This window comes from Pelotomaculum sp. PtaB.Bin117 (genome assembly GCF_002067195.1).
Lineage (GTDB): Bacteria > Bacillota > Desulfotomaculia > Desulfotomaculales > Pelotomaculaceae > Pelotomaculum_D > Pelotomaculum_D terephthalicicum.
This window is the reverse complement of record NZ_MVQM01000169.1, coordinates 21,713-48,178: the sequence shown is the minus strand read 5'-3', so window position 1 is coordinate 48,178 and position 26,466 is coordinate 21,713. Positions and strand designations below refer to the sequence as shown.

33 protein-coding genes and 2 pseudogenes are annotated in these 26,466 nt (G+C 45.0%); 27 read left to right on the top strand and 8 right to left on the bottom strand.

The features are described from left to right. Window positions 1–101 precede the first annotated feature (101 nt). The gene (locus tag A4E54_RS14015) at window positions 102–302 is read left to right on the top strand and encodes a heavy-metal-associated domain-containing protein (RefSeq protein ID WP_240083835.1); all 201 of its coding nucleotides are present in this window, start codon (window positions 102–104) and stop codon (window positions 300–302) included. A gap of 89 nt (window positions 303–391) precedes the next feature. Here the strand turns inward: A4E54_RS14015 and A4E54_RS14010 are convergent, their stop codons facing one another. Beyond that, window positions 392–646, bottom strand: a complete 255-nt coding sequence (locus tag A4E54_RS14010; RefSeq protein ID WP_240083842.1) for a zinc ribbon domain-containing protein — start codon at window positions 644–646, stop codon at window positions 392–394. A gap of 220 nt (window positions 647–866) precedes the next feature. Next, a pseudogene (locus A4E54_RS14005) lies at window positions 867–1,049 on the bottom strand (TetR/AcrR family transcriptional regulator); the annotation flags it as partial. A gap of 21 nt (window positions 1,050–1,070) precedes the next feature. Here A4E54_RS14005 and A4E54_RS14000 point away from each other — a divergent pair. After that, complete coding sequence (locus A4E54_RS14000) at window positions 1,071–1,454, top strand: ASKHA domain-containing protein (protein ID WP_286726469.1); 384 nt, start codon at window positions 1,071–1,073, stop codon at window positions 1,452–1,454. Next, on the top strand, window positions 1,445–1,684 hold the full coding sequence (locus tag A4E54_RS13995) for a uroporphyrinogen decarboxylase family protein (RefSeq protein ID WP_240083833.1): 240 nt from the start codon (window positions 1,445–1,447) through the stop codon (window positions 1,682–1,684). Before A4E54_RS14000 ends, A4E54_RS13995 begins: the two co-directional genes overlap by 10 nt. A gap of 39 nt (window positions 1,685–1,723) precedes the next feature. Here A4E54_RS13995 and A4E54_RS13990 read toward each other — a convergent pair whose 3' ends face one another. From A4E54_RS13990 to A4E54_RS13985, 3 genes are all read right to left on the bottom strand, one after another. After that, a complete protein-coding gene (locus A4E54_RS13990) occupies window positions 1,724–2,476 on the bottom strand; it encodes a PP-loop family protein (protein WP_240083832.1) in 753 nt (250 codons plus the stop codon). Between the two features lie 119 nt (window positions 2,477–2,595). Then, on the bottom strand, window positions 2,596–3,003 hold the full coding sequence (locus tag A4E54_RS15820) for an SPASM domain-containing protein (RefSeq protein WP_353681844.1): 408 nt from the start codon (window positions 3,001–3,003) through the stop codon (window positions 2,596–2,598). Window positions 3,004–3,046: 43 nt separating this feature from the next. Then, window positions 3,047–3,229 carry a hypothetical protein gene (locus A4E54_RS13985; protein WP_240083830.1) on the bottom strand — a complete coding sequence of 61 codons (183 nt, stop codon included), beginning with the start codon at window positions 3,227–3,229 and terminating at the stop codon, window positions 3,047–3,049. Window positions 3,230–3,880: 651 nt separating this feature from the next. Here A4E54_RS13985 and bioB point away from each other — a divergent pair. The 8 genes and pseudogenes from bioB to A4E54_RS13945 all read left to right on the top strand — a co-directional run bounded on the left by bioB (window position 3,881) and on the right by A4E54_RS13945 (window position 9,858). Further along, complete coding sequence (gene bioB, locus A4E54_RS13980) at window positions 3,881–4,873, top strand: biotin synthase BioB (RefSeq protein ID WP_286726477.1); 993 nt, start codon at window positions 3,881–3,883, stop codon at window positions 4,871–4,873. Between the two features lie 470 nt (window positions 4,874–5,343). Next, window positions 5,344–6,270, top strand: coding sequence for a cysteine synthase A (gene cysK, locus A4E54_RS13975; RefSeq protein WP_286726467.1), 927 nt, complete (start codon window positions 5,344–5,346; stop codon window positions 6,268–6,270). Between the two features lie 25 nt (window positions 6,271–6,295). Then, window positions 6,296–7,186, top strand: a complete 891-nt coding sequence (pdxS, locus tag A4E54_RS13970; RefSeq protein ID WP_286726465.1) for a pyridoxal 5'-phosphate synthase lyase subunit PdxS — start codon at window positions 6,296–6,298, stop codon at window positions 7,184–7,186. A gap of 2 nt (window positions 7,187–7,188) precedes the next feature. Further along, window positions 7,189–7,617 (top strand): PLP-dependent transferase, encoded by a 429-nt coding sequence (locus tag A4E54_RS13965; RefSeq protein WP_353681843.1) that lies wholly within the window; start codon window positions 7,189–7,191, stop codon window positions 7,615–7,617. A gap of 215 nt (window positions 7,618–7,832) precedes the next feature. Further along, window positions 7,833–8,036 (top strand): annotated as a pseudogene (locus A4E54_RS13960) (nucleotide-binding protein); the annotation flags it as partial. 124 nt (window positions 8,037–8,160) lie between these two features. Continuing rightward, window positions 8,161–8,886 (top strand): N-acyl homoserine lactonase family protein, encoded by a 726-nt coding sequence (locus tag A4E54_RS13955; protein WP_286726463.1) that lies wholly within the window; start codon window positions 8,161–8,163, stop codon window positions 8,884–8,886. A gap of 128 nt (window positions 8,887–9,014) precedes the next feature. Continuing rightward, the gene (locus tag A4E54_RS13950) at window positions 9,015–9,581 is read left to right on the top strand and encodes a pyruvate kinase alpha/beta domain-containing protein (protein ID WP_240083826.1); all 567 of its coding nucleotides are present in this window, start codon (window positions 9,015–9,017) and stop codon (window positions 9,579–9,581) included. Window positions 9,582–9,789: 208 nt separating this feature from the next. Next, window positions 9,790–9,858 carry a DUF2292 domain-containing protein gene (locus tag A4E54_RS13945; protein ID WP_286726475.1) on the top strand — a complete coding sequence of 23 codons (69 nt, stop codon included), beginning with the start codon at window positions 9,790–9,792 and terminating at the stop codon, window positions 9,856–9,858. A 333-nt stretch (window positions 9,859–10,191) separates the two neighbouring features. Here A4E54_RS13945 and nifS read toward each other — a convergent pair whose 3' ends face one another. After that, the gene (gene nifS / locus A4E54_RS13940) at window positions 10,192–11,385 is read right to left on the bottom strand and encodes a cysteine desulfurase NifS (RefSeq protein ID WP_240083825.1); all 1,194 of its coding nucleotides are present in this window, start codon (window positions 11,383–11,385) and stop codon (window positions 10,192–10,194) included. Window positions 11,386–11,957: 572 nt separating this feature from the next. On the opposite strand from nifS, the gene nifU reads away from it, so the two are divergent. The 7 genes from nifU to hydE all read left to right on the top strand — a co-directional run bounded on the left by nifU (window position 11,958) and on the right by hydE (window position 17,118). Next, window positions 11,958–12,329, top strand: a complete 372-nt coding sequence (gene nifU, locus A4E54_RS13935) for a Fe-S cluster assembly scaffold protein NifU (RefSeq protein WP_240083824.1) — start codon at window positions 11,958–11,960, stop codon at window positions 12,327–12,329. Window positions 12,330–12,373: 44 nt separating this feature from the next. After that, window positions 12,374–12,829: an RrF2 family transcriptional regulator gene (locus tag A4E54_RS13930; RefSeq protein WP_240083823.1), complete on the top strand. Its 456-nt coding sequence runs from the start codon at window positions 12,374–12,376 to the stop codon at window positions 12,827–12,829. A 16-nt stretch (window positions 12,830–12,845) separates the two neighbouring features. Further along, the gene (thiS, locus tag A4E54_RS15815; RefSeq protein WP_353681842.1) at window positions 12,846–13,286 is read left to right on the top strand and encodes a sulfur carrier protein ThiS; all 441 of its coding nucleotides are present in this window, start codon (window positions 12,846–12,848) and stop codon (window positions 13,284–13,286) included. A 95-nt stretch (window positions 13,287–13,381) separates the two neighbouring features. After that, window positions 13,382–14,539: a trans-sulfuration enzyme family protein gene (locus A4E54_RS13915; RefSeq protein ID WP_286726472.1), complete on the top strand. Its 1,158-nt coding sequence runs from the start codon at window positions 13,382–13,384 to the stop codon at window positions 14,537–14,539. Then, window positions 14,536–15,672 carry a trans-sulfuration enzyme family protein gene (locus tag A4E54_RS13910; RefSeq protein WP_286726460.1) on the top strand — a complete coding sequence of 379 codons (1,137 nt, stop codon included), beginning with the start codon at window positions 14,536–14,538 and terminating at the stop codon, window positions 15,670–15,672. The genes A4E54_RS13915 and A4E54_RS13910 overlap by 4 nt, the downstream gene beginning before the upstream one ends. Window positions 15,673–15,688: 16 nt before the next feature. Then, window positions 15,689–16,006, top strand: a complete 318-nt coding sequence (locus tag A4E54_RS13905; RefSeq protein WP_286726459.1) for a TusE/DsrC/DsvC family sulfur relay protein — start codon at window positions 15,689–15,691, stop codon at window positions 16,004–16,006. Then, a complete protein-coding gene (gene hydE, locus A4E54_RS13900) occupies window positions 16,006–17,118 on the top strand; it encodes a [FeFe] hydrogenase H-cluster radical SAM maturase HydE (protein ID WP_286726458.1) in 1,113 nt (370 codons plus the stop codon). The genes A4E54_RS13905 and hydE overlap by 1 nt, the downstream gene beginning before the upstream one ends. A 24-nt stretch (window positions 17,119–17,142) precedes the next feature. On the opposite strand, the gene A4E54_RS13895 is transcribed toward hydE, so the two are convergent. Beyond that, the gene (locus A4E54_RS13895) at window positions 17,143–18,456 is read right to left on the bottom strand and encodes a S8 family peptidase (protein WP_286726457.1); all 1,314 of its coding nucleotides are present in this window, start codon (window positions 18,454–18,456) and stop codon (window positions 17,143–17,145) included. A gap of 574 nt (window positions 18,457–19,030) precedes the next feature. Here A4E54_RS13895 and A4E54_RS13890 point away from each other — a divergent pair. Together A4E54_RS13890 and A4E54_RS13885 are read left to right on the top strand one after the other, a co-directional pair. Then, window positions 19,031–19,249 (top strand): hypothetical protein, encoded by a 219-nt coding sequence (locus tag A4E54_RS13890; protein ID WP_240083818.1) that lies wholly within the window; start codon window positions 19,031–19,033, stop codon window positions 19,247–19,249. Next, window positions 19,224–19,703 (top strand): hypothetical protein, encoded by a 480-nt coding sequence (locus A4E54_RS13885; RefSeq protein WP_240083817.1) that lies wholly within the window; start codon window positions 19,224–19,226, stop codon window positions 19,701–19,703. Before A4E54_RS13890 ends, A4E54_RS13885 begins: the two co-directional genes overlap by 26 nt. Here A4E54_RS13885 and A4E54_RS13880 read toward each other — a convergent pair. Then, window positions 19,700–20,722, bottom strand: a complete 1,023-nt coding sequence (locus tag A4E54_RS13880; RefSeq protein ID WP_240083816.1) for an HD domain-containing protein — start codon at window positions 20,720–20,722, stop codon at window positions 19,700–19,702. The two genes, A4E54_RS13885 and A4E54_RS13880, sit on opposite strands and share 4 nt — an antisense overlap. A 282-nt stretch (window positions 20,723–21,004) precedes the next feature. On the opposite strand from A4E54_RS13880, the gene phnG reads away from it, so the two are divergent. The 7 genes from phnG (at window position 21,005) to A4E54_RS13845 (ending at window position 26,449) form a co-directional block, all read left to right on the top strand. Continuing rightward, on the top strand, window positions 21,005–21,427 hold the full coding sequence (gene phnG, locus A4E54_RS13875; protein WP_240083815.1) for a phosphonate C-P lyase system protein PhnG: 423 nt from the start codon (window positions 21,005–21,007) through the stop codon (window positions 21,425–21,427). A 19-nt stretch (window positions 21,428–21,446) separates the two neighbouring features. After that, on the top strand, window positions 21,447–22,043 hold the full coding sequence (gene phnH, locus A4E54_RS13870; protein ID WP_240083814.1) for a phosphonate C-P lyase system protein PhnH: 597 nt from the start codon (window positions 21,447–21,449) through the stop codon (window positions 22,041–22,043). Further along, on the top strand, window positions 22,044–23,168 hold the full coding sequence (locus tag A4E54_RS13865) for a carbon-phosphorus lyase complex subunit PhnI (RefSeq protein WP_286726456.1): 1,125 nt from the start codon (window positions 22,044–22,046) through the stop codon (window positions 23,166–23,168). It begins immediately after the preceding gene. Continuing rightward, entirely contained in the window at window positions 23,165–24,007 is an 843-nt protein-coding gene (locus A4E54_RS13860) for an alpha-D-ribose 1-methylphosphonate 5-phosphate C-P-lyase PhnJ (protein ID WP_286726455.1), read from the top strand. The genes A4E54_RS13865 and A4E54_RS13860 overlap by 4 nt, the downstream gene beginning before the upstream one ends. Window positions 24,008–24,018: 11 nt before the next feature. Further along, window positions 24,019–24,867, top strand: coding sequence for an ATP-binding cassette domain-containing protein (locus tag A4E54_RS13855; RefSeq protein WP_286726453.1), 849 nt, complete (start codon window positions 24,019–24,021; stop codon window positions 24,865–24,867). 90 nt (window positions 24,868–24,957) lie between these two features. Further along, the gene (locus A4E54_RS13850) at window positions 24,958–25,584 is read left to right on the top strand and encodes an LbetaH domain-containing protein (RefSeq protein ID WP_286726451.1); all 627 of its coding nucleotides are present in this window, start codon (window positions 24,958–24,960) and stop codon (window positions 25,582–25,584) included. Window positions 25,585–25,729: 145 nt separating this feature from the next. Beyond that, window positions 25,730–26,449, top strand: coding sequence for a phosphonate C-P lyase system protein PhnL (locus tag A4E54_RS13845; protein WP_286726449.1), 720 nt, complete (start codon window positions 25,730–25,732; stop codon window positions 26,447–26,449). Window positions 26,450–26,466 lie beyond the last annotated feature (17 nt).

Here is a 26,466-nt window from a genome sequence, read left to right as displayed (position 1 = left end):
AAGTAGGAGGAATTCAATAACGATGGTTCAAGCAAAGCCTTGTGCCATCTGCCTCGGCGAATGCCGAGAGGCTATTTAATTTTCAAGGAGGAATCAGGAATATGGAAACAATTAAAGTTCTAAATGTAGACTGCAACAATTGTGCGGCACATGTGCGCGGCGCGCTGAAAGGGGTAAATGGGGTCAAGGACATTGATATCCGGCTTCCCGAAAAGATTGCCCTGGTGACGTTTGACCCGGGCCAAGTGACCAAAAAAGAAATCGCTGAAAAAGTAGAAGACGTTGGTTACGACGTTGAATAATTGACGTATGTGCTGCCTCCGATTAAATTCCCCAAGCCGTATGCAAAAAGACCTGCCGGGATATTTCTCAGCAGATCTTATAATAAGGTTTATTCTATGTTATTTTCTTTGCCTTTCCACGCAGGAAGCTTTGCTAAAGTACGAATGGCGATCTGATGCGCAGCGTCTTTATCAAGCCCCTGGGTGCGGATGAGAAATTCTGTAGTACCTTCCAGCTTTTCCGGATAGGACTGCATAGAACCATCCGGCCTCGCGCAATAGATGCAGTAATCTTTACTTTCATCCGCCAGTGGATAATCCGGGGGCTTTGTCATTGGCATACCACAGGAAATACATGTTTTCAAGATAAATACCTTCTTTCTTCTTATCAATTTCCATAAGCTTCCAGCGCGGGAAAGACAGTGCGTAATGCCCTGAAACGCTTGCTTGCCAAAATATACCGTTGTCTTGTCTCCGTCCTGCTCAAACCAGCCCTGCTCCAGCGGAGGCTCAAAAAGTCTGCCTCCCAGCATGCCGCCAAGATGTCCATAGCACGCTTTTGCTTTTAGTATACGTAGTGTTTTCTCACTCATCCCTGCCGCCCCTAGTCCGGTGATCTGTTTGAATCAATTTTATATAATTCTCAATCAGAGTATCGCCATACCGTTTGATTACATTTCCTTCCGGAGCAAACAAATCCCCGTTCGCAAGATAATAATGTACCAGTCCCACCCATATATTGAAAAGTAAATGCGTGGGGAGATTTACTGGGAATTCTTTTGGGAAGCTTTGATTCAAGAGAAAAATCTCTCTGCGGAAATTACGGCTGACTATTGTGTTTTGAGAAAAATAGCGTTAACCGGCATCATCGCCAAGAGCGGGCGCTTTAACAAGCACCTGCCGTCGCGCAGGCTGCGCAAAAACGAGTCCGGGAAAACCGAATTTGTCCTGGCCTGGGCGCGTGAAACGGCTATTGACCAGGATATCGTGCTTACTCAGGGGGACGTGAGAGCGGTGCAGTTGGCCAAAGCCGCTCTCTACACAGGGGCGAGATACCTGGTGGAGAAGTTGGATCAGATGACCGCTGCGGAAAGGCTTCAGGCGCTGGCCAAAGGTGAAGCGATTGACCGGCTGCCGTGTGTCCCCATTGTGGGGAACGGCGCATGCGGGTAATCAGTGTAAAAATATCTTCCCTGCGGGGAAACGGAGATCTTATCGCCAAGGCCCAAATAGAATCATACAAGTATTTCAAGTACGACATTATCAGGATTTTTACCGACCTGTACCAGCAGGCGGAGGCAATGGGGGCAACCGTTTATTATCCGGAGGACGAGACGGCCTACCTGCAAGCTCCGGCAATTAAGGATCTATCTGAAATTGACCGCCTGGAACAACTAACTTGATGGTTTGACTCGCTGCCGCCGCTTGTAAATAATACTCCATCAATTTTTCTTCTTACTCCTGGAACGGACGTCAGGCCATAAATTGCGCTGATCGAACGTTTGTAGTGAGGTAAGAAAGCGCGCTTTTAAATCAGGGAAGCGCTTGACCAGGTCAAATATAAGCTTTTTCACTACCTCTCTGTTAGTAAAACCGTTAGCCGGACAGGGGTTTACAATAAAAGGCAATTCTTCCAGCTTTACAAAGGAAACAATCTCCTCCGCCGGAAGATATACCATTGGTCTGATCATGGTAAGCCCGGTGCGGTCAAGAAATGTAAACGGAGAAAACACACGGATCTGGCCGGTATAAATCATACTCATGAAAAATGTTTCGATCACATCGTCCAAGTGGTGACCAAGGGCAACTTTATTGAAGCCGAGTTCCAGGACTTTACTATGCAAAGCACCGCGGCGCAGATGTGAACAAATGGCACAGGGGTTGTCATCCTGCCTGTCCTCAAAGACAATCTTTGCTATTTCCGTTTCTACTATATGAAAAGGTACATTTAAAGATCGGCAAAAGTTCTCCAGTACAGGTAGATCCATCGGCCAACCGGTTTTAATAAAAACCGCTGCCAGGTCGAACTTAACCGGAAAGGAACGGCCGAGCAGGTAAAGCGAATATAGTAGAGCAACACTGTCTTTGCCTCCGGAAAATCCCACCACTATCCGGTCACCGTCTTCAATCATACCGAAATCATAAATAGCCCGTTTAGTTTTAGCCAAAAACCATTTACGATGATTTTTTATCAATCTTGTCCCTCTTTATCTTAATTTTGGGGGGCCGTATTAATTGCTTTTTCATATATAATAATCGCCTTTTCTGATTAAAACAAGCACATCGGAATTTTCCATATTATTATCAAATGGTTTTATTTATATCGTTTTTTAATTGATCCAAATGTCTTAATCATTGGAATGATTTTTTTATGGACATCGCATTCGACAGATTTTCCTGACGTGGTACCGGTCAATAACAATTTATCGTGCGGACATCCTCCATGACAGGCAGTTCTGGATTCACATTCCCTGCATTCATCCGGGATTTCTGGTTTGGAAATATCATAATGAAATGCGTCACATTGTATTATGCTTAAGGGATCTGCGTCAAATATAGTTCCTGTTTTAAATGAATGGTCCCTAATACATGGTCCAACCGTTCCATCCGGATATACCGCAGCTAGTCTCTTTCCGCAAAGATATGGTGAAGTTTCCACATCCCATGCGGGAATTAATGTATCCAACAAAAAAGTAGTACGAACAAAAATAGAACCACCCATTTTTTAATAATAAACAGAATCGACATTACCTTTACACAAATTTTTATTTATGGGGCAAACAGCCTTTCCTTATCTCCTCCTTTTTCACGTAGTCGAGTCTCACCTCATGCGAACCCGTATTCATGTCCTGGAAGTTTTGCCCGACGAAGCCGAGATGCTTGCCCTTGCCATGGGTGTGGCCGGGCTCCTTGCTCGCTTGTTCTATGACATTGCGGCCGTCGAGCATAGCTCCTTTTTATACAGACCTCTGCACAGAGCATGAGGATGAATTTCTCCTTCCTGCGAAATATCTTTTATCCAGCGGGGATATAACGGACGTTCTGTGGATTAGTTCCACGAGACTCTCTTTAGAAGATTCGTCTGGAGAATGCCTTTTTTGAGGAGTGTTTTGATTTCGTTTGATTATGGCAGTGATGTATCTTATGGCAGGGACTCTATCAGGGGCTTTTGAGCATGCACTTGTCTTCCAAAAGAATAAACTCGATAAACACTGAAGGATTAACTGACTGATCGTCTTGTTATGAGCTGTGAGATCAAAAGCTAACTATAAGCATATGTATACTATGATTATAAGTTTACTATAGCATCTATTTGATGTCAACATACTTATTAGTTTATAACGTGCGGGTGAGTCTGTTTTCCGAGTGGACAAAGCAGGGGGCGAAGTATATATTTTTATAGCTTATGGTGAGAAATAAAGGCTGTTATGACTTGAAAGATAATATACAAGTAGTATAATATTATTGTTAACTTTTCATGTCTTAAGGGTTGACATATAATTATAATAATTTCCTTAGGAAATATCAGTAAATTATTGTCTTAATATTGTTAACCTGTATAAAATAATTAGTTAACAAAGGAGTGGGTTTCATTGCTAATGAATGGTTATGATTTGGTTTTTTCGTTGGGGAAAAAGGTGTTAGGCGGTGGCGGCATAGTCTTTGATGAAGCAATGGCCCTAGCTGCTCTTGATGACGCTGACACTCCCATATTGCTGGGTGTAGCCAATAAGGTCCGGGAAACCTTTACGGGTAGTCAAATTGATACTTGTGAAATCGTTAACGCCCGTGCAGGCGGCTGTTCGGAAAACTGCAAGTTTTGCGCCCAATCGGCACATCATGAGGCTGAAATTGAGGTTTATCCGTTAATGGGTGAGGAACAGATACTTAACGCCGCTAAAAAGGCGGAAACCGACGGCGCCTACCGTTTTTGCATCGTTACCGCGGGCCGCGGTATGGAGGACGACCCGGATTTTGACGCTATCATCAACGCAATCAAACTTGTCGGCAAGGAAACCGGCCTTAATCAATGCTGTTCACTGGGTACGCTTGGTGATGAGCAAGTTGCGGCGATAAAGGAAGCGGGGATCACTCGTTACCACCATAATCTGGAGGCTGGTCAAAGCTTCTTCGATGAAATATGTACCACGCATACTTATGAGGAACGCGTGACTACAATCAAAAGAATAAAAGCGGCTGGTCTTGAAGTATGCTCGGGTGGGATCATCGGGCTGGGTGAGACATGGCAAAACCGCATAGAGATGGCGTTTGCTTTAAAGGAACTGGATGTGGATTCGATTCCCGTCAACGTCCTCAATCCCATCAAAGGAACGGCCCTTGAAAATCAGGAAAGGCTGAGTCCCATGGAAATACTAAAGACCTTCGCCATATTCCGTCTAATTTTACCTGATAAAATAATTCGTTATGCCGGGGGGCGCGAACAGAACCTGGGAGAACTAATGCCTCTCGGTTTGTTGTCGGGTGTCAACGGTATGCTGATTGGAAATTATTTAACTACGGCCGGACGTGGCGTGGCGGAAGACATGGCCACATTAACAGGCCTTGGCCTCAACCCTATGAGTCTAAGATAATTTGCTTATCCTGTTTTTTGTGAGAAAGCCCCCTTGTTATAAACAACAGGAATGCCTTTTAATTTGGTTTGCCGTTTAATGTTAGCAATATAACTATAACGGTTAACGGAGTATTGGACGGAGAAATAATTAAGGTTTCCTCAATCTCAGAAAATTAAACAATCCTTAATCATACCGGGCCAAAACATCCTTGCCATATGTGCGGGGATGTTTTATTTATTTTTTAAATTTCTAGTTGACAAAATGGTTAACGGATTATAAAATTTAATAAACCTATAAAATTACTATCCATTAAATTAGACTATATTACTAAACATTTAAATTTTATTTGGGAGGTGAGATAGAAAGATACATAATATTTTCAACTATGTCCAGTGTTGCCGGGACTAAGTGAATGCCCGATATAAGGCAATGAATAAGACAATGAATTTACAGGGACCAAAATTTAAAAAAACAGGAGGTAAGTAGTAATGGCAAAGATCGCAAACAACCTGACGGGTTTAATCGGGAAAACACCTTTGCTGAGATTGACTAGGATCAACGCCGGATTGGAGGCTGAGGTGGTTGTAAAGTTGGAAGCGTTTAATCCCGGCGGCAGTGTAAAAGACCGTATCGGTCTGAGCATGATCAAGGATGCTGAAGAAAAAGGGTTAATAAACAAAGACACCGTAATTATTGAACCTACCAGCGGCAATACCGGCATAGCTCTGGCTTTTGTCACCGCGGCCAGGGGGTATAAGCTAATCCTGACCATGCCGGACACCATGAGTGTTGAGCGCCGCAACCTGTTGAGCGCTTATGGGGCGGAACTTGTATTGACGCCCGGCGCGGAGGGTATGAAAGGGGCTATCCGGAAAGCGGAAGAACTCGCGGCCCAGGTGCCGAATTCCTTTGTTCCCCAGCAGTTTAAAAACCCGGCCAACCCGGAGATTCACCGGGCCACCACGGCAGAAGAAATCTGGGAAGACACCGACGGCAAAGTTGATATTCTGATCGGCGGGATTGGCACAGGCGGGACGATAACGGGTGTCGGTGAAGTGATCAAAAAACGCAAGCCGGAATTCAAAGTAATTGCGGTGGAGCCCTTTGATTCCCCGGTATTGTCGGGAGGTACACCCGGGCCGCACAAGATTCAGGGGATTGGCGCCGGATTTGTGCCTGACGTGCTGAACCTCCAAGTTGTCGATGAGATCTTCAAAGTTAAAAATGAAGAGGCTTTTGAGACCGGACGGAGGCTGGCCCGGGAAGAAGGCATATTAGTCGGAATTTCATCCGGCGCCGCCGCTTTTACCGCTCTGCAGATTGCCAAGAGACCGGAAAACAAAGGTAAATTGATTGTGGCGGTATTGCCTGATACCGGCGAAAGATATTTAAGCACGGCGCTATTTCAGGAATAGGAGGGGCATAATTAACGCGGGAGGAATGGACGTGACCCAACATGCGACAATTACTGTAAAAAAAGGATTCGCCGAAATGATGAAAGGCGGGGTAATCATGGATGTTACCACGCCGGAGCAGGCAAGGATCGCTGAAGAGGCCGGGGCATGCGCTGTCATGGCGTTAGAGAGGGTTCCCGCGGATATCCGGGCTACCGGTGGGGTAGCCCGGATGGCCGACCCTTCCGTGATTTTACGCATTATAGAGGCTGTAACCATCCCGGTAATGGCCAAAGCCCGCATCGGGCATTTTGTTGAGGCGCAGATACTTGAAGCCCTTGGAGTTGATTATGTCGATGAAAGTGAGGTCCTGACACCGGCGGATAACCTGCATCATATTGATAAACGCCAGTTTAAGGTTCCTTTTGTTTGCGGGGCGCGCAATCTCGGTGAAGCCCTACGCCGGGTCGGCGAAGGCGCGGCGATGATCAGGACGAAAGGAGAAGCCGGCACAGGCAATGTGGTGGAAGCGGTTATTCATATGCGTGCCATCTTGGGGGAAATCCGGCGGTTGCAGTTGCTTCCCAAAGAGGAGCTGATGGCGGCGGCCAAGGAAATGGGTGCCCCCTATGACTTAGTGACTGAGGTTGCCCGGACCGGTCAATTGCCTGTTGTTAATTTCGCTGCGGGGGGAGTGGCAACCCCCGCGGACGCGGCGTTGATGATGCAGTTAGGCGCGGATGGAGCTTTTGTGGGCTCCGGCATCTTCAAGTCGGCTAACGTGCCGGCCAGGGCGAAGGCCATTGTTATCGCCACCACCCATTACAATGACCCGCGGATACTGGCCGATGTCTCCCGTGACCTGGGCGAAGCGATGCCGGGCTTGGAGATCGCGTCTATACCGGCATTGGCCCGGATGCAGGAACGGGGCTGGTAAAAATGCCTGCAGGAAGAATACCTGCCGGTGATTGTTTTTTGGGTGGCAATGTAATAAAGTCACGTTTGTTGACCCCCAAGATCCGGAAAATTTCCGGAAGGCCCTTACCGCTAAGAGACATCGGCACCGCATTAAGCCCTTTCAACGCTTTCTTATTCCTGCAAGGGTTGGAAACTTTACATCTCCGGGTCCAGCGGCACAGCGGAAACGCTCTCGCGGTGGCGCGCTTTCTGGAGACTCACCCCGCAGTAACCTGGGTGAATTATCCGGGCTTGCCCAACCATCCCTCTCACGCCACGGCGAAAAAATACTTAAAAAACGGTTATGGTGCCATTTTGGCTTTCGGTATTAAGGGTGGGAAAGAGGCCGGCCGGAAGCGGGTCCCGGCGACACCCTGGCTACTGATCATGCGCTGGCGGCCTTTGAATTGATTCATAAGAGATTCCCCCACCTGATCAATTGCTCCCCCAGCATGACATGGAAAGCTACCCTCGATAGAAGCGTTGGCTGCCCGGGGAATCCAGCCATACGTACTTCCCGATTTCATAGAAGATGTTCTAAAACGGCTGATTCGTATAAGGAAGCGTTAAAGAGATTGCCTCCTTTAACATAATAAGAATGACGCTATAATTAGGAGTGATATAATATGCCTAAGAAGATCAAACAAATCGCGATATACGGAAAGGGGGGGATTGGCAAGTCAACTACTACTTCTAATATCAGCGCGGCGCTGGCTAAGGCCGGCTACAAGGTAATGCAGTTCGGCTGCGACCCCAAGAGCGATTCCACCAGGCTGGCTGAAAAGATTGCCCGGCATGAGCATTCCATTTCCCCCTCACCGCTCGGTGTGGCGGAATTAAGAGAATGGGGCAGCGCCTGGGCGGACCATCTGCTGGCCATGGAAACCGGCGAAGTCCGCAGCGCGGCGGCGCATATTTAAAGGCGCCGGCGGCAGCGGCAAAGTGGAGGTTAAGATGAATTACGTTATTAAGCCAATTGCACTGTGTGAAGGTATCCGGGATATGTCGCAATGGACCTATCGGTGGAACATCGGGAAAAAAGTAAAAAGCGCCTGTTATATTTGGTACATTCAAGGTTCAGACCCAGTCACCATAGTTGATGCCGGAGCACAGGGAGAACATTATAACAAAGAGTTTCCCACCACTTCAATTTTTTCCTTGGAACAAGGGTTGCAAAGTGTTGGGCTTAAAGCGGAGGAAATTGAACAAGTAATTGTTACGCATTTACATTTTGATCATATTGCCTTAGCAAGCAAGTATAAAAATGCTACCTTTATCGTTCAAAAAAGAGAGCTGGAATATGCCTGTAATCCGCATGTATTTAACGCTGTGGATTATAACAGAGAGTATTTTGAAAATCTAAAATTTAGGATTATTGATGGCGATTGCGAAATTTTACCGGATGTGAAGGTTTTTTTGACGCCGGGGCACAGTCCGGGCGGCCAGTCGATACAGATCGAAACTTGGCGGGGGAAAGCGATTATAACAGGTTTTTGTTCTCAAATGAGTACATTTACCCAGACGCCGTCTATGAAGGAAAAAGGATTAGAAGTAGCGGCCTGCGGACTCCATACTGATTGCCGGGAAGTTTATGATAGTGCTTTAAAGGTGAAAAATATGGCGGATATCATTGTTCCGCTGCATGACCCAATGTTCATTGATATTAAATCCATTCCTTAATGGTTTTGATCCATTAGACAAGGCGGGAAACATAGATAGGGCAAAAAGTGTTGCAGCAGCGGCGCGTTGGGAAAGGATGACATATATTGTGTTTAGGCATTATACTTAACAAGAAAGGAGCTGTGTTTATGGAAAGCAAGGTAGTTTATTTTGAAGGTTTAAGCCCGGAAAATACCGGGATCGTTTTCGGCTTGGTTAAAGAAAAATTGGCCGCTCTGGGAATCAGGAAATTAGTCCTGGCTTCCACTACTGGTGAAACAGCCCGGAAAGCGTTGGATTTCTTTAAAGATAATAAAGTGAAATTAATTGTTGTGCCGCATCAGTTTGATTTTAAAAGGAAAGAAAATCTATTTCCTCAAGAGTTGGTAAAAACTTTAAGAGAATCCGGGCACGAAGTTCATTTCGGCACGATGCTCTTCCATACGGATAAACTATATGATTCAAACATTCCCACGTTAATGGCCAATCTGTTACGCTGCTTTTCCCAGGGAGTAAAGGTGTGCTTTGAAATCGTGCTCATGTCAACGGACGCCGGTTTATTGGCAAGCGGGGAAAAAGTAATCGCCGTAGCCGGGACCGGCCGTGGCTCCGATACCGCTTTAGTCATGCAGGCGGCTTCTTCTCAGCAGGTTAGGAACCTGCGTGTTAATGAAATTATTTGTAAACCGCTTAATTATCTGAGTAAAGAAGAATAAATTTCCCTTAGTTTTTCTTGACATCCCCAATTATAATAATAGTATTTTTACTGAGTTACTATTAATTAAATGGTTTTAGAAAGGGGCTCGGCTGTATGAGGGCTTCTAAGTTGTTGTTTAAGGGGGGGAGTAAAAATATGGAATATCCTTCTCAAATACCTTGGCTAAAAGGGCTGCTCATATTATTAAAGGACCTGCGTTATGAAGTGTGACTTTGATCGTTCAGGACGGGAAATTAATTCAAATGGAAAAAAAGGGAAAAATTCGTCTTGGTTGATTCCAACTAGTTGATATATTGAAATGGCTGACCTGAAGAACTAGAGGCCAGGTAAGCACGCTTACCTGGCCTCTAGTTCTTTAAGCAATGACATCGCCGGGCTGTCCTGTTTCCGGTCTGCAGGAGTGAGAAGGCTCGCCGGTGGGTGCGCGGCCGACACCGTTGGTGCAAAATATGGTTACCCGATTAAGCATGGATGCAATTCACATAAGCACATAAGTATACCTAAAGAGATACGCTAACTGAAGTTTTGATGAAATGTCATGTTATTTCTCGTGAATGGCCACTTGGGTAAATCTAAAGGCTGCATTTTAACTTTTGGTTTATACAATACTACTGATCAATATTTTTGTTATAGTTAATTTCCTTGTTTAAAGGTGACATGGACCGAAATTTTTCAACAATCGGCCCCATGGTTTCAAGGAAGTAATCCACGTCCTCTTCGGTATTGCCCGCGCCCAGGGTCAAACGGATAGAACCGTGGGCAATTTCATGTGGAATACCCATTGACAAAAGCACGTGTGAAGGCTCTAATGAACCTGAGGCGCAGGCCGAACCGGTAGAAACCGCAATCCCTTTCATATCCAGGCTCAATAGCACTGACTCGCCTTCGATATATTCAAACACAAAACTGGCATGGTTTGGCAGGCGAATGGCGGGATGCCCTGTTAATCTAACATGGCTGAACCGTTTTGTCACTTCTCTGATTAATTTATCGCGTAAAATCAACAGCCGTTTATTTTCAACTTCCATATTTTCCATAAGCAGTTCCGCCGCCTTACCCAGACCCACGATACCCGGAACATTCTCAGTACCCGCCCGGCGCAGGCGTTCCTGCGCGCCTCCGTGGAAAAGTGTTGGTCTCCATCGCGTTCCTTTGCGGACATAAAGGGCGCCTATACCTTTAGGACCGTATATTTTATGTCCTGAGACAGTCAACAAGTCAGCCCCCAGGTCATCCACATTTACCGGGATTTTTCCAAAACTCTGGACCGCGTCGACATGAAAAATTATTCCACGCTTCCTCACCATTTTACCGATCTCGGCAATGGGCATGATCGTACCGACTTCGTTGTTGGCATGCATGATACTAATTAAAATCGTTTTATCAGTTATGGCTTTCTCTACCTCATCGACATTTACCATCCCGTATTGATCAATGGGAAGCACCGTAACGTTGAAACCTTGTTTGGCCAATGCCTTTACTGCATTAATCACCGCATGATGTTCGACTGCGCTGGTTATTACGTGGTTTCCCCTCTTGATATTAGTTAAAGCCACTCCATGAATCGCCATGTTATCCGATTCTGTGCCGCCGCTTGTAAATATAATTTCGTTTGATTGCGCGCCAATGGCCTTGGCCACTTTTTCACGTGATTCATCCAGGGCTTTGCGGGCGATTTGTCCGAAATAGTGTAGGCTGGAGGGGTTGCCATAATTATGATCAATCATGAAACGGTATATTTCCTCCGCCACCAGAGGATGGACAGGGGTAGTTGCGCTATGGTCAAAATAAACTCTCCTCATAATTGTAGCCTCCTTAAATAGTACCCGATTTCATAGTTGGGTACTATACTTTAAAAATTATCCTAGCACAACGCTAGGATATTGTCAATAAGATTAGAAGGCTTTAAATGGCATGTTTTATATCATCAGCTGACAAAAAAATAATATTGCATATTATTTAAATTAAGCTTATTAATATTATATACTTAACTTATCCGGTACGCTCTTTCGGGTTATGCGCATGCGGCTCGCAGAAGCGCCAAGGCAGATGAATTGAACCGTCCCTGGCACAAAAAAATCGTCCCGGCTGGTGGGACCGGATGATCGGGCCTGGGAAATTCTTCGACAACTATAACAGGACTGTCCGGCACCAAAAGAAATTAAAAAAAGAAATTGAATTAGGGTTATTGACAATCTCTTTTTAGTGAAATAGAATTTATTAAAGGATAGTAATTATATTGGATTTATTATTTTTATTGTGTTATTAACTAAATTGCTTATGTACCGTATATCCAGGATAGTTAACAGCCCGACAGCGCTAATGGAAAAAACTAATTCTCAGTTAATAAGTAAAATGAGTGAGGGATGATCTTATGTATAGTGAGAAGGTTATGGAGCATTTCAGCAATCCGAGGAATGTTGGGGAAATACCAGACGCTTGCGGTATCGGAGAAGTAGGTAATCCCGTCTGCGGCGACATCATGAAGTTATCAATCAAGGTTGAAGACAACATCATTACTGATATTAAGTTTAAGACTTTTGGTTGCGGGGCGGCTATCGCGACAAGCAGTATGGTTACGGAAATGGCTAAAGGAAAAACTATAGAAGAAGCGCTGAAAATTACCAAAAAGGCTGTGGCCGACATGCTTGACGGGCTTCCCCCGCAGAAGATGCACTGTTCCAATCTGGCGGCGGACGCTTTGCACAAGGCCATTGAGGACTATAAAAACAGCCAGGTCAAGTAGGTTGCTAATTCCAATAACTTATTTATTTAGAGAAGGTGTTAGGTTTGAAATTCACCACACGGGCACGATACGGTTTGCGAGCCATGGTAGATCTGGCGCAAAACTATGCTCCCCATGAACCAGTTCCTCTCGTCCGGGTAGCGGAACGGCAGGAAATTTCCGAAGGGTATCTTGAGCAGTTGATGACTTTTTTGCGCAAAGGGGGTTTGGTCCGGAGCGTGCGGGGAGCCCAGGGGGGCTATCTGCTGGCCCGGGAGCCTGCCCGGATTACCGCCGGTGAGGTCGTCAGGTGCCTGGAAGGGCCGATTAATCCCACAAGCTGCGTGAGCGAAGATGATCCGGAGATATGTGTACGGGCTGAAACCTGCGCCACGCGGGTGATGTGGGAAAGAATCAGAGAATCAATTGCAGATGTGCTGGATAGCACCACCCTGGAGGATTTATGTAAAGAGGCGGAAAAGATGCGCCTGTCGAGCGAAGCCAACATGTATTACATTTAGTCTCCGGATTGATCACATGAGGCATAAAGATTATTCGGTCAGGGCAACGTTAGACATCACCCATGATGTTTGTCCGGTGACATTTGTCAAGACAAAACTTAAACTGGAACAGCTGCAAAAGGGTGATGTTCTTGAAGTTTTCCTTAACAGCGGAGAAACTGCCAAAAATGTTCCCAAAAGCGTCAAAGGTGAAGGGCATAAAATAATTTTGATTGAGAAGATAGACACAAAATACCGATTATTAATCGAAAAGGGAGAATATGAAGTATTAATCACACTTAACGGTGAGAAAGAATTACTGAGTAAAGGATATACGGTAAATGAACTGATTAAAGAATATGGACTTGCTCCTGAAATGGTGACTGTATGTTTGAACGGTACAATTCTTTTTAAGGAAGCTTTTGGAAATACCATAATCAAATCGGGCGATTCAGTAGACCTGCTGTTTACGGATTGAACAAGTAAATCTGTAGTAACCCGGGGACAGGGGTTTTGAAAGGATGGTGTATTTGGATTTTACAGAAGAGCAAATCATTAGGTACAGCAGACAAATTGTCCTTCCTTAAAACCTCCACAAAAGCCGTGCAATTGGGTGTAGGACAGGACCTTACGGGCGCTTTGTCGATTCCCATTTACCAGACTGCTACTTTCCGCCATCCCTGTTTTGGAGAAAGCACCGGATATGATTATTCCCGCAGCGGCAACCCCACCCGCCGGGTTCTGGAAACGGGGATCGCCCGGCTTGACGGCGGCGCCGGGGGGTTTGCCTACGCATCGGGTATGGCGGCTTTGACAAATCTATTGTTGCTTTTTAAGCGGGGAGACCATCTTATTGTGACAGAGGATCTGTATGGGGGAACATTCAGATTGCTGGACAAGATTTTTTCTCAGTACGGACTGGCGGCAGCTTTTGTTGATACCAGTGATCCGGAACTGGTTGCCCTGGCGATAAAGGATGAAACAAAGGCCATTCTCCTGGAGACACCGACCAACCCCCTCCTGAAGGTGGCCGACATAGGCAAGATCAGCGCTATGGCCAGGGAGAAGGGCCTGCTGACCATCGTGGATAACACCTTTATGACGCCTTACCTGCAACGGCCCCTATCAATGGGAGCTGATCTTGTTGTTTACAGCGCGACTAAATTTCTCGCGGGGCATAACGATGTAGTCGCGGGATTAATTGTGGCCAAGAGTGAAGAGTTGGCGGAAAGAATATATTTTCTTCAGAATTCCGTAGGGGCGGTATTGGGACCCCAAGATAGCTGGTTAGTTATCCGGGGTATGAAAACCCTGGGAGTCAGGTTGGACCGGCAAACAGAAAATGCGCAGACTATAGCCGGTTGGCTGGCGGGCCATAAAGCGGTCCGCCGGGTGTTTTACCCGGGACTGGAAACTCACCCCGGTCACCTTTTGCTCAAAGAGCAGGCCGGAGGATTTGGCGCCGTGGTTTCTTTTGAGTTATTGGACAAATCCGCGGCCGAACAGATTCTCAACAAGGTGAAACTTATTTCATTCGCCGAGAGCCTGGGAGGAGTGGAGACACTGATTACTTTCCCGGCTTATCAGACCCATGCTGATATAGACCCGTTGGAGCGGGAACGTTTGGGCATAAATGATAGATTATTAAGGCTGTCGGTGGGTATCGAAGATGTCGACGACCTGCTGGCGGATTTGGAACAGGCCCTGATTGGAGAGGAGGTCTATGTATGAAATTTGGCACCAGAATTTTACATACAGGCAACGAAATTGAACAAACTACCGGAGCCGTTAGTATTCCTGTATTCCATGCGTCAACATTTAAACAGAATAAGGTTGATGAATTTGGACCGTATGAATACGCCCGTTCAGGCAATCCTACAAGGGATGCCCTCGAAGCGATAATAGCCAAGTTGGAGGGAGGCGCCGGGGGGTTTGCCTTCTCTTCAGGAATGGCAGCCATCTCCAGCGTTTTATTGCTATTTTCACCGGGTGACCATATTGTGGTTTGCGAAGATGTCTACGGCGGCACATACCGGGTGCTGACAGGACTGTTCAACCGGTTGGGGATGGAAGTGACTTTTGTTGATTTCACTGACCCCGCTAAAATCAAGGCGGCTTTGCGGCGTAACACCAAGGCTGTTTATGCGGAAACACCCTCCAATCCTCTTCTGAAGATTACGGATTTGCGGGCTGTTTCCGCCATCGCCAAAGAAAATGGCTTGTTGAGTATGGTGGATAATACTTTTCTAACTCCTTATTTGCAGCGTCCCATTGAACTTGGCATAGATATTGTCATTCACAGCGCCACTAAATATTTGGGTGGTCATAGTGATCTGCTTGCCGGATTGGTGGTGGCGGCGGATAAGCAAACCGCCGGACGCATTAATTATATTCAATCTTCTTTCGGGGCGGTGCTGGGACCGCAGGACTGCTGGCTTTTGATGCGCGGCATCAAGACTTTGAAAGCGCGCATGGACATGCACCAGAATGGCGCGAGAAAATTGGCGGAATGGCTTAGTCAGCGCCCGGAGGTAAAGGAAGTATACTTTCCGGGCTTGCCGGATCATCCCGGCAAGAAAATCCACGACAGCCAGGCCGACGGGCCCGGAGGGATTGTGTCATTTCGCATGCAGTCAGAAGAGATGACCAAAAGGTTGCTTGAAAATGTGAAATTACCTGCCTTGGCGGTAAGCCTCGGCACCGTGGAAAGCATTATCTCCTACCCCGTTACCATGTCTCACGCGGGGATGCATCCCGACCACAGGGCGCGTACCGGGGTGACCGGCGAGTTGATCAGGCTGTCGGTTGGACTGGAAGATCCCGGTGACTTGATTGAAGATTTGGCGGCTGCAATATCCAAGTAGCGGAGGTGTTTATTTAATGGCTGAGTTTGAGTTGAACAACTTGGAAGTGGAAGTTGACGAGGAAGGTTTTATCATAGAGCCGGAATGCTGGAATGAAGATGTAGCCGGGGCTTTTGCCGCGGCCGAGGGTATCAAAGAGCTTAATGACGAGCACTGGCGGGTAATCAACTACCTGCGTGATTATTATCAGCAATTCCAGGTTGCTCCGATGATCTCAAAGTTATGCAAAGAGACCGGCTGCAGTTTGAAGCGCATTTATGAATTGTTTCCCGCCGGTCCGGCGAAGGGCGCCTGCAAAGTGGCAGGGCTTCCGAAACCGAGGGGTTGTGTGTAATGTTGCTAAAGCGGGAAGATAGTTTGCTTAATGATATTTTCAGCAAGATTGATCATGAACAGGAACTCAGTAAAGAAGATTTGGTTTGCCTTATTGCCCTGGAGAATGCTGCAGATCTGACCAGGCTGTATAATTTGGCCGACAGAGTAAGGCAAAAATATGTGGGTGATGAAGTTCACCTGCGGGGTCTAATCGAGTTTTCGAACTATTGCCGGAAAAACTGCGACTATTGCGGTATCCGCAGGGGCAACCGCAAGATTGAACGTTACCGCATGCCTATCGAGGAAATCTTGGATACTGTTTATGAAGCGGCAGAGTTGGGATACAGGACAGTAGTATTGCAGTCAGGCGAAGATATGCGCTACACCGCGGATAATCTGGCTGAACTGGTAAGACGGATCAAGCGTGAGACGGATGTAGCCGTTACTCTCAGCATTGGGGAGCGTTCCCGGGAAGAATATGAGCGGCTGTACGAGGCGGGCGCGGATAGATTTCTCCTGCGTTTCGAGACCTCCAACCGTGAACTGTACCACCGCCTGCATCCTGATTCCGACTACGATGAGCGGATGAAAATACTTGTCTGGCTAAGAGAAATTGGCTATCAGGTAGGTTCCGGGGTGATGATCGGGCTTCCCGGTCAAACAATCGAGGATCTGGCTTTGGATATATTAAAATTTAAAGAACTTGATCTGGATATGGTGGGAGTGGGACCTTATATATGTCATGAGGAGACCCCCCTGGCGGGGCATGCGAACGGGACCGTGGAGATGACTTACAAAGTTATCGCTCTCACCAGGATCGTTACCCGTTATGCTCATATTCCCGCTACTACCGCTCTGGCTACTCTCAGGCCGGATGACGGTCGGGAAGAGGCCCTCCAGTTGGGAGCGAATGTCGTCATGCCTAACGTCACCCCCGTAAAATACCGAGCGCTGTATGAACTGTACCCGTCCAAAGTCTGTATCCGGGAGAAAGCCACGCAATGCCGCGGCTGTATAGGCGGGCGTATATTATCATTGGGCCGTCCGATAAGTCAGGGGTACGGTCATTCTTTATATAAAAAGCTGAATGCCTTAGGTACTGCTAAATTTCTGAAAGAGGATAAAAAATAGCCTGCACAGGATAGGAGTTAATTATCATTCAAATCTTTCTTTATTATTCACTAATCCAATTGCTTTTTGGGCATCTATGACACCTGCTCCCTGAATATTTGGATCAAGGTTATCAAAAGCTTTTGCAGTATCCATAAGCCTTTTTTTAACCTGGTCTGGTGTAAGTGAACCGTCAGACTGTAGTATTTGGGCAACCACACCGGAACACACCGGCGTGGCCATTGACGTACCAGACAATGAAAAATACCAGTTGCCAACCCTCGATTCCTTATCTTGCTTGTCAAGTGTTGAACCAGGTGAACGTAATGATATAATATTGACTCCCGGCGATAATATATCAGGTTTTATCAGCCCGTCAATTGTTGGACCACGACTGGAAAAACTGGCCACTTGATCGTCATCCGGGGAAATACTATCATTATCGTCAATTGCCCCCACAGTAATTACCAGGGGATCAATACCAGGTGAAATAATTGTATTTGATTGTGGTCCTTCGTTCCCCGCTGCAACACAAACCACAATTCCGTTTGACCAAGCCTTCTCCACCGCTTGACAGGCCGGGTCGTCGATATAAGACTCTGTAGCCGTACTTCCAAGGGACATGCTAAGCACCCTAATACCTAAGGACTCTTTGTTGTCGATACACCACTGTATACCTTCAATAACAGTCGAAAGCTGGCCTGCTCCCATTTTATTTAGAACCTTTATTCCTACAAGACTGGCTTCGGAAGCAGGACCCCGGTATTCATAACTGGATTGGCTCCCGTTGGAGCCGATATTTCCGGCAACGTGGGTGCCGTGCCCATTATCATCATAAGGTTGTGTTTTTTGGTTAATAAAATCTTTAAATCCCACGATTCGCCCGGATAGATCGGGATGTTCATAAATTCCTGTATCCAACACTGCCACTATAATTCCCTTACCTGTAATGCCTTTCTCCCATAATGGTGGGGACTGCACTGTTGGAGAAGCCACGTCAAGCACAGCTTTTACTTCACGGTCATACCAAATTTTCTTGACGAGTTTGTTTTGGGCTAACAATTCCATTTGACTTGCACATATTTTGGTTGAAAACGAGTTAATTAGCGGAAGTTCCCGGTGAACAGAGCATTTTGCTGTATTTGCCAGTTCTTTAACGGAAAAAGTTTTATCCCGAGTTTCTTCCACCTGAACTATAACGGGTATTTTACGCCAGCGCTGTTTTATATATTTGAATAGTTTTTGCAAAAAATATGGTACATATTTAAATGGGCGATACCATTCCAGGGCAGCTTTTTTTACTTGCGGGCAAAACTTGTCGATGTTGGAGCGAATCCAATTAACTTCATGGAATATCATTAAATTTCCCTCCATCTAATTAAACCAAGTTACTTAGAATGGTTTGATATTCCATGATATGTATTTTTATCAAAAATGGTTCTCTCTGTAAAGAAGAGGAAGAGAAGAGGAAGGGGTCAGCCCTTGACATTGGACATCTTTGGAGCTTTGCGGGGCATTATTGGACAGACATTATATTTAATCATAAGACTGTTGAATTATTACCCTATTAAAAATGGATCTATGTCATTGTCCAATGTCAAGGGCTGACCCCAATACCACCCAATACCACCAATACCATAATAAAAAGTGTATGGTGGAAAGAAGGCGATGGGCATAGGTAGAAATAATTATTTGTACGATTATTCTCATGAGGATGGATTGACATTATTTGTTGTAAATATTTATTGTAAATTTATAGTATAATAGGGTAGCATTATGGTATAATGCAATTGTTTGGTTATTCTTAGGTTTTAAAAAAAAATATTTTGACTATTAAGAAATGTTTAGTATTTTGGTTTTTTAAATTTGCTGACAATTTTCTAAAAAGGAGGGTTGTTGCTATTAAAATCAATCGTAAGAGGAGAGGATGCTTATGACTTTAGAAGATAAAGAGAATATATTGTTAAGAAAGCTAATCGAAGTGAGGGATAGAGAAAGTACCAAGGATTTTTTAGATTGGAGACTAGAGAATAATAGCAATAAAGCTGATATTGACGCCTGGAAACATGGTATTAAGAAATTCATAGCAACTAATCGTTCTTTAATTATTGATGGGGTGTTAAATATTGGAAAAAACCAAAAGTATAAATGATACATTAATAGCTTTGGTTACCGGTTATTATTCTCTGCTAGATTTATTCAATCTGTCAGAAGAAGACATTGCCATGGATTTGGAAAAAGCTAACGAAGTTATTGAAAGGTATTGGAGAGATGTAGACAGACTAAAGAGGTTTCACAAAATACAAGCAATTGATTGTCATAAAATAGCTGGTTACCTAACCTATTGGATATGCAAGATAAAGCCATTGCAAACTAAAGACACATCCAATATAGAGTCAAACGCTGTTAGGGAAGCTAATGAGCTGTTAGCATTAATTGTTGCTGTTGGAAGAATAAATTGCTCAGAGATGTATTTAGATAATGACAAAGAAGTATTGCTGAGAAGCGAATTCCTGGAAGCTTTTCTTTATACATTAAGATATAGACCGCTAAATGGTGATTTATTGTCTATTATTTATTATTTTGTTGATAAATTTAGCAATTAGTAGCAAGTATTGCCCTTAAAAAGGGCTTTTTTATTTTCAATATATTCTTTTAGCGCGTCGTCAATAGGTTTTGGGGTATTGTGAAAAACTTGTTTTTTGAGTTCTTTTAATAGCTCTGCGGGAAATGATCTATTTGAGATATATTGATTAATAGAAATTGTAATTTCTATTTTATTTTTAAAAGAGAGCAACCCATTTGTTGAATCAGCCAGGATTGTATTAATCCTATCTAATTGTTCTTCAATTTTTTTTCTGATCATCTTTTCAAATAGCGATTTGTAATCATTAGATTTATCCGGAAATACTAATTGGACATAAATTGTTTTATTGCTTATATATATCTTTTGAGTGTAATAGTGTTTAAACCAATGAATTTTACTCAGAGAAGACAGGTTGATTTGTTCAAGTAAAGTCATGTCAACCCTGTTTCTGGTTAGGTCTAATTCATCCGCTAACATCAACAGGGATGTTAATAATTTACCTCTAATATCCCTATTTTTTATTGTGTTGTATTCCTCGAATTGAAATAAATAGATTACATCATTAAAATAATCCGTTGAATGACCTTTTGAAATTAATGCAAGATATGGTATATAATCAGCATCAATCTTGGGCAAGCGAATTTCATCTCTGCTAATAGAATCCATGATGCTTCTGATTATTATATTATAGCTTTCTTCTGCATGTTTTTTTCTTATATATTTATAATGTTCTGTTGTTAACTGATCTATTGATATATTATTAATTTTTAGATTTTGCATGCCTATATCGTGCAAATATGCTGATGATAAAAGAATAAATAACTCATGCTCATTGAGGAATTCTCTTTGATAGGGCTCTAAGGGTTTTAATATTTGTTCTAAGATATATATAATTTCCTCGGAATGTTTGTAGTCATGATTCGTAAACCATATCATAAGTTTTTGTTTCCATAATTCTTTGCAAAACATTTGTATTTTTTGCAAATCTTCAAACAAGCTGGGAAAAGGTTTTAACTTAGAAAATAAAAAATCGGACATCGCGAGCACCTCTCGCTAAAAATTTTTGGGTACATTTTATATATTTTACCATTAATAGAAAATTCCTTCTTGTTAGAAAAGTTTTATATTTTGTTTAATAACTGCCGCTCGTTATAAAGCCATCCGGCGGAGGTTCGTTCGTATTGACTCAGGGTATGCTTTAGTTCTCGGCAATGTTCGCGTAAAAAATGGCCTACAAAAATTTAACAGAATAATAATATCCGTTAACATGGCAACAAGTTAAGATTATTTACGCGGAGAAAAGATAAGGAAGTAAGTTAGATGGACAGAAAAAAGAGAACCGAGATATTGCTCAAAGGCTCATTTGAAGTCGTGGCAAAGTTAGCGCAAGAAATATTGCACAAGTATGATATCAAGACTGTTCAGGAACCGAATCATGGTTTAGTAATGGTCAAGGTGAGGGAAACCTCCAGGAGAAGCATGTTTTATTTAGGCGAAGTTTTGATTACAGAATGCAAAGTGCTGATCAACGGGTCCTTGGGAATCGGCATCGTCAAGGGGCAAGCACCGGAGCTTGCCTACTATCTGGCAATTATAGATGCGGCTTATAACGCCGGTCTGCCGGAGACGAAAGACTGGACAACAGCTTTGTTGGTTGAAGAAGACAGAATCAAACAGAGTCATGAATCTTTTAAAAGTAAGGTCTTAAAGACGAAAGTAAGCTTTCAAACTATGGATGTCTAATATGAGCGAGGGATAAAACATGGCATTGGATTTGGTCCATGATCTGCAAAGAGCTTATAGAAAGACGGTAGACTCTATGTCCAGACCCGGGCTGATCACTAACATTAAAGCTCAGGCGGACAAGGTTGATCTGGAGATTGGCTGTTTTAAATCTACAGTGGTGCTGGTGCAGATGCTGTTTGATACCGAAGTAACATTTAAAGTTGTTTCTAAACGTGAAGCCGAAATTACCAAGCTATTAAACCAGCTAACATACGCTAAAGCCGCGGAAGCGCAAACCGCTGATTTCATTCTCGTTTTGCGTGACGCCGGACCATTCGGCTTAGAAAAAGCGCTTATTGCAGCATGTCCTGGAGATTTAACGGATCCCCATAAATCATCGACTATTATCGTTGAAGCGGACGCTCTGAGCAATGAGCGGGATTTAGCTTTGGCCGGTCCCGGGATAGACGCGGAAAGCCATATAAAAGTACAGACAACAGGCAATTGGGTTGGGTTACGGGCTGAAAAAAACTCTGAATATCCATTGGGAATAGAGATTATCTTTACAGATTCTGACCATAATCTTTTGTGTATTCCAAGAACAACGCAAATTGTGAAACAGGTGGTCGGATAGATGGGCTATGTTGCTGTAAAGGGCGGAACAGCCGCCATTGAGGAATCAATCAGACGACTAAAGTATGAACGGTTAAAAAAGCGCCGAATATTAGATTTTCATAATATTGAAGGCGGTATGCGCTGCCTGATCGATCAGGTCATGTCGGAGAGCAGCCTCTACAGTGAAACCCTGGCGGCGATCTCGATCAAACAGGCGGAGGGAAGCCCTGAGGAAGCGGTTTTTTTAATGAGGGCGTACCGTTCCACCTTGCCCAGGAAACATTATACGCGTGCGGTTCACTCGGAAAACATGCTGGTTGAGCGAAGAATATCGGCAAGTTTTAAGGACATTCCCGGCGGGCAGATCCTGGGGGCCGCCTATGATTATACTCATCGCTTGATAGATTTTGATCTGAGTGAAGAAACCGAAGAAGAAATCATCAACTGGCTTGATGATTTCTCCAGGGAGTATGGAAATGGCAATGACAGTACCGATTTGGCCAATCTGCCCAAGGTGCTCGATTACTTGCGGGAGGAAGGCCTGATTGCGGCTTGTGAAAACAATGATAGTGAACCGGACGATGTTACCAGGGATAGTGTGCGTTTTCCGGCCAGCCGCAGTGCCAGGCTGCAGATTCTAACCAGGGGGCAGACAGGCGCCGTTATATCATTGGGGTATGCGGCTCTGCGCAGTTATGGAGCTCTGCATCCAACGGTCGGAGAATTACGTATCGGAAATTTGCCTTTGTATGTGGACAACCCGTTCAATGAAGCAAAAGAGGACGATGATGCTTATTTTATTGGTGAGATTAAAGTCACGGAAGTAGAAACCTTGTTTCCGGTACCCGCGCCAAAGGAGAATGGCTTAAAAACGATTGAATTCGGCCTCGGCTATGGCATCTGTTATGGACAAAATGAAACCAAAGCCATTGCCATGAGCATCCTCGACCGTTGTCTGGAAGCAGGTAATGCAGAGTACCCGACCCACAACGAGGAGTTTGTCCTATTGCATATCGATTCGGTTGAATCCGCCGGGTTTATCTCCCACTTGAAATTGCCTCACTATGTGACTTTCCAGTCGGAGCTTGACAGTGTCCGCAAGTCAAAAAAGATGAGAGAAAACAATAAGGAGTTCAAACCATGAAAATTAACTATAATTTCGCTTTTTTTGATGAAGGCTCCAAAAGGGAGATCAGGCGAGCCACCCTTAAAGCGATTGCCATTCCGGGTTACCAGGTCCCCTTCGCTTCCCGCGAGATGCCCATCGCCAGAGGCTGGGGAACAGGCGGTCTGCAGTTGACGCTTTCCCTGATCGGGAAGGAAGACGTTTTGAAAGTAATCGATCAGGGCTCTGATGAGTCAGTTAATGCGGTCAACATCAAAAAGCTGGTCAAAGCAACAACCGGCATCACCATTACCGGCATCACGACGGAGGCAACCATCATCCAATCGCGGCACCGAATACCGGAAACGCCCTTAAAAGAAGGTCAGATTCTGGTTCTTCAGGTGCCGCTGCCGGAACCATTGAGATATTATGAACCCAGTGAATACGAGACGAAAAAGCTGCATGCCGAAAAAGAATACAGCGGCGCCTGGCTTATGCTGTTTGAGCAAATCATGAACTACGGCCATATGTCGACAGGCGCGGATCACCCGGTTATGGTGCATGACAGATATGTTATGGCCCCCAGCCCCATCCCGAGATTCGATAATCCCAAGATGAATTGTGCCAAAGCTTTGATTTTGCTTGGGGCAGGCCGTGAAAAGAAAGTCTATGCCGTGCCCCCGTATACCAGGGTGAGATCGCTGGATTTTGAAGATTTCCTTTTCGAGGCGGAATCCTTTCAGGGCAAGTCTTGCCGGCAATGCGGCGCAACGGGAGTATACCTGGATGAAATACTGGATGATGCGACGGGAAAAACCTTTTATCAATGCAACGATACCGGCTTTTGTATGCAGAGATTAAACGGAAAGCCTTGCTGAGGTATTGTGAGATGAGCGATTTTGAACAACCCGTCTTGTCGGTCAGCCTTTTAAACAAACAATATGGAAACGGTTGTGCCAGCTGCAGGAGCAGCCGTAGGGACCGCCTGATTAAAAACTATTGTCCTGTCTGCGGTACGGTTTATGCGTGCCGGGATATCACCTTTGAGGTGCATGCGGGAGAAATATTAGGAGTGGTCGGGGAAAGCGGCAGCGGTAAATCTACCTTGATGCAGTGCCTGTATTTTGATCAGGATGTCAGTGGCGGCGGGGCTTATATCAGTGCTTACAAAAACGGTCAGGCAAATATTTTTGCGGAATCGTCCCAGCAGAAAAGGTACATCCGCAACCACATCATGGGGAAAGTCTACCAGAACCCGGTTATGGGCTTAAAAATGGATTTTACAGCGATTGGTAATATCGCCGAGAAATTGATTGCCGCCGGCAACCGGAATGTGGGCCGGATGGAAGCTCGCGGGATGGGACTGCTGGAGCACGTCAATATACCGGTATATCGGGCTAAGGAAGTACCGAAGAATTTCTCGGGAGGCATGCGGCAGCGGGTGCAAATCGCCAAAGCCTTATCAAACAATCCACCGCTCCTGCTGCTGGATGAAGTAACCACCGGCCTGGATCTGCCGGTGCAGGCCAGTGTCCTGGACTTGATCAAAAAAATTCAGCGCGAGCGGGATATCAGTGTGGTCGTCGTTTCCCACGATTTGGGCGTGATCCGTATGTTGGCGGATCGGACAATAGTGATGCTGGACGGCCGGATTATTGAACAAGGCCTGACCGATCAAATCCTGGAAGATCCGCAGCACAATTATACTCAACATTTGGTCCAAGCCTTGCTGGGATGAAAGGAAAGAGGACCATACCTTTCTTGGTTTGTAAAGACACGTGAAGATACAGGTATGAGGGTGGGGAATATCCCGATTAGGAGGCCGAAGATGAATAAGAGACTTGGTAAGGAACCGTTTATCCATGAGAACTGTCAGTTGATCAACGTGGAATTTGGGGATTATACAGAGGTTGGAATTTATAACTATCTGGAGAATGTAAGTCTTGGTGATTATTCCTATACCAGCAGGTTTTGCTATATCCAAAACGCGGTCATCGGCAAGTTTGCCAACATAGCGGCCATGGTCCGCATTGGTCCGACCAACCATCCGATGGCCAGGCCAACCTTGCACCACTTTACTTACCGTCTGGTGCAGTATGGCTTCGCTGCCGCAGACGATGATAAATTCTTCCAATGGCGGGCGGAGCAAAAAAACTTTACCGGTAATGATACCTGGATTGGCCACGGTGCAGTCATCATGCCCGGGGTGACGATTGGCAACGGTGCGGTAGTAGGATCCGGTGCGGTTGTGACCAAAGACGTAGAGCCCTATACCATTGTTGTTGGTGTGCCGGCCAAACCAATAAAGCAAAGATTTCCGGCAGATGTCGTCCAAAAGCTGGAGGCGATCAAGTGGTGGGACTGGGCCTATGATACCATCAGGGAAAGACTTGATGATTTTTACTTGCCGATCCGTGAATTCGTGGATAAGCATTATTCCCCAGCGGTTCAGTGATAAGCGCTATAAGGTAGCTTTTATTAGAAGCCGGAGTCAGAAGTCAGGACTCAGAATGAGAAAATAATTTATCAGTTGAAGTATTCTGAATACTGACTCCTGAATACTGAACATCAACAATTTAAAGCAAACAGGTGATTGATTGATGGAAGAGATCCTGGCAGTCGAGCATTTATCGAAATCCTTTACCATACATAATCTGGGCAAACAAATCGAAGTTCTTCGCGATATTAATATCGCCGTAAAAGAAGGTGAATTTATCGGTATAACCGGGAAGAGCGGCAGCGGGAAATTAACTGTTCTCAAGTGTGTTTACCGTACGTATGCTCCGCAGGAAGGAGGAATCTGGTATAATTCCAAAGAATTCGGGCTAATAAATTTAATGAAAGCATCTGATAGACAGGTCATTTATTTAAGAAAACATGAGATTGGCTATGTATCGCAGTTTTTAAACGTCATGCCCCGGACCACCGCGTGGGGACTAATCAAACAGGCGGTTTTGGAGATGGGACATGAAGAAAATTATGCAAAGCGGGAAGCCGAAAAAATGCTGAAGCACTTTGAACTGGACAGCGGATTATGGGACAGTTACCCGGTTACCTTTTCCGGCGGTGAAAAATTACGTCTGAATATTGCCATGGCCATGGTCAAGCACCCCAGGCTGCTGCTTCTGGACGAACCGACCGCGAGTTTGGATTTTGCCTCCAAATTGAAAGTTAAAGAACTGATTGAACAATTGATCAAAGAGGGAACAACAATGATGGGTATTTTCCACGATCTTGAATTCATGGCAAACCTCTGCAACCGTAGATACGAGATGAGTGATGGAAAATTAGTTTATATAATACCCAAAAATCTACAATGATTTAAACATAATCTAAC

Bases quoted from the DNA above. Each gene is read 5' to 3' on its own strand.
- A4E54_RS14015 (WP_240083835.1), top strand. From the start codon at position 102: ATGGAAACAATTAAAGTTCTAAATGTAGACTGCAACAATTGTGCGGCA.
- A4E54_RS13995 (WP_240083833.1), top strand. From the start codon at position 1,445: ATGCGGGTAATCAGTGTAAAAATATCTTCCCTGCGGGGAAACGGAGAT.
- A4E54_RS15820 (WP_353681844.1), bottom strand. From the start codon at position 3,003: ATGGGTGGTTCTATTTTTGTTCGTACTACTTTTTTGTTGGATACATTA.
- A4E54_RS13985 (WP_240083830.1), bottom strand. From the start codon at position 3,229: ATGCTCGACGGCCGCAATGTCATAGAACAAGCGAGCAAGGAGCCCGGC.
- bioB (WP_286726477.1), top strand. From the start codon at position 3,881: ATGAATGGTTATGATTTGGTTTTTTCGTTGGGGAAAAAGGTGTTAGGC.
- cysK (WP_286726467.1), top strand. From the start codon at position 5,344: ATGGCAAAGATCGCAAACAACCTGACGGGTTTAATCGGGAAAACACCT.
- pdxS (WP_286726465.1), top strand. From the start codon at position 6,296: ATGGACGTGACCCAACATGCGACAATTACTGTAAAAAAAGGATTCGCC.
- A4E54_RS13965 (WP_353681843.1), top strand. From the start codon at position 7,189: ATGCCTGCAGGAAGAATACCTGCCGGTGATTGTTTTTTGGGTGGCAAT.
- A4E54_RS13955 (WP_286726463.1), top strand. From the start codon at position 8,161: ATGAATTACGTTATTAAGCCAATTGCACTGTGTGAAGGTATCCGGGAT.
- A4E54_RS13950 (WP_240083826.1), top strand. From the start codon at position 9,015: ATGGAAAGCAAGGTAGTTTATTTTGAAGGTTTAAGCCCGGAAAATACC.
- nifS (WP_240083825.1), bottom strand. From the start codon at position 11,385: ATGAGGAGAGTTTATTTTGACCATAGCGCAACTACCCCTGTCCATCCT.
- nifU (WP_240083824.1), top strand. From the start codon at position 11,958: ATGTATAGTGAGAAGGTTATGGAGCATTTCAGCAATCCGAGGAATGTT.
- thiS (WP_353681842.1), top strand. From the start codon at position 12,846: ATGAGGCATAAAGATTATTCGGTCAGGGCAACGTTAGACATCACCCAT.
- A4E54_RS13910 (WP_286726460.1), top strand. From the start codon at position 14,536: ATGAAATTTGGCACCAGAATTTTACATACAGGCAACGAAATTGAACAA.
- A4E54_RS13905 (WP_286726459.1), top strand. From the start codon at position 15,689: ATGGCTGAGTTTGAGTTGAACAACTTGGAAGTGGAAGTTGACGAGGAA.
- hydE (WP_286726458.1), top strand. From the start codon at position 16,006: ATGTTGCTAAAGCGGGAAGATAGTTTGCTTAATGATATTTTCAGCAAG.
- A4E54_RS13895 (WP_286726457.1), bottom strand. From the start codon at position 18,456: ATGATATTCCATGAAGTTAATTGGATTCGCTCCAACATCGACAAGTTT.
- A4E54_RS13890 (WP_240083818.1), top strand. From the start codon at position 19,031: ATGACTTTAGAAGATAAAGAGAATATATTGTTAAGAAAGCTAATCGAA.
- A4E54_RS13880 (WP_240083816.1), bottom strand. From the start codon at position 20,722: ATGTCCGATTTTTTATTTTCTAAGTTAAAACCTTTTCCCAGCTTGTTT.
- phnG (WP_240083815.1), top strand. From the start codon at position 21,005: ATGGACAGAAAAAAGAGAACCGAGATATTGCTCAAAGGCTCATTTGAA.
- phnH (WP_240083814.1), top strand. From the start codon at position 21,447: ATGGCATTGGATTTGGTCCATGATCTGCAAAGAGCTTATAGAAAGACG.
- A4E54_RS13865 (WP_286726456.1), top strand. From the start codon at position 22,044: ATGGGCTATGTTGCTGTAAAGGGCGGAACAGCCGCCATTGAGGAATCA.
- A4E54_RS13860 (WP_286726455.1), top strand. From the start codon at position 23,165: ATGAAAATTAACTATAATTTCGCTTTTTTTGATGAAGGCTCCAAAAGG.
- A4E54_RS13855 (WP_286726453.1), top strand. From the start codon at position 24,019: ATGAGCGATTTTGAACAACCCGTCTTGTCGGTCAGCCTTTTAAACAAA.
- A4E54_RS13850 (WP_286726451.1), top strand. From the start codon at position 24,958: ATGAATAAGAGACTTGGTAAGGAACCGTTTATCCATGAGAACTGTCAG.
- A4E54_RS13845 (WP_286726449.1), top strand. From the start codon at position 25,730: ATGGAAGAGATCCTGGCAGTCGAGCATTTATCGAAATCCTTTACCATA.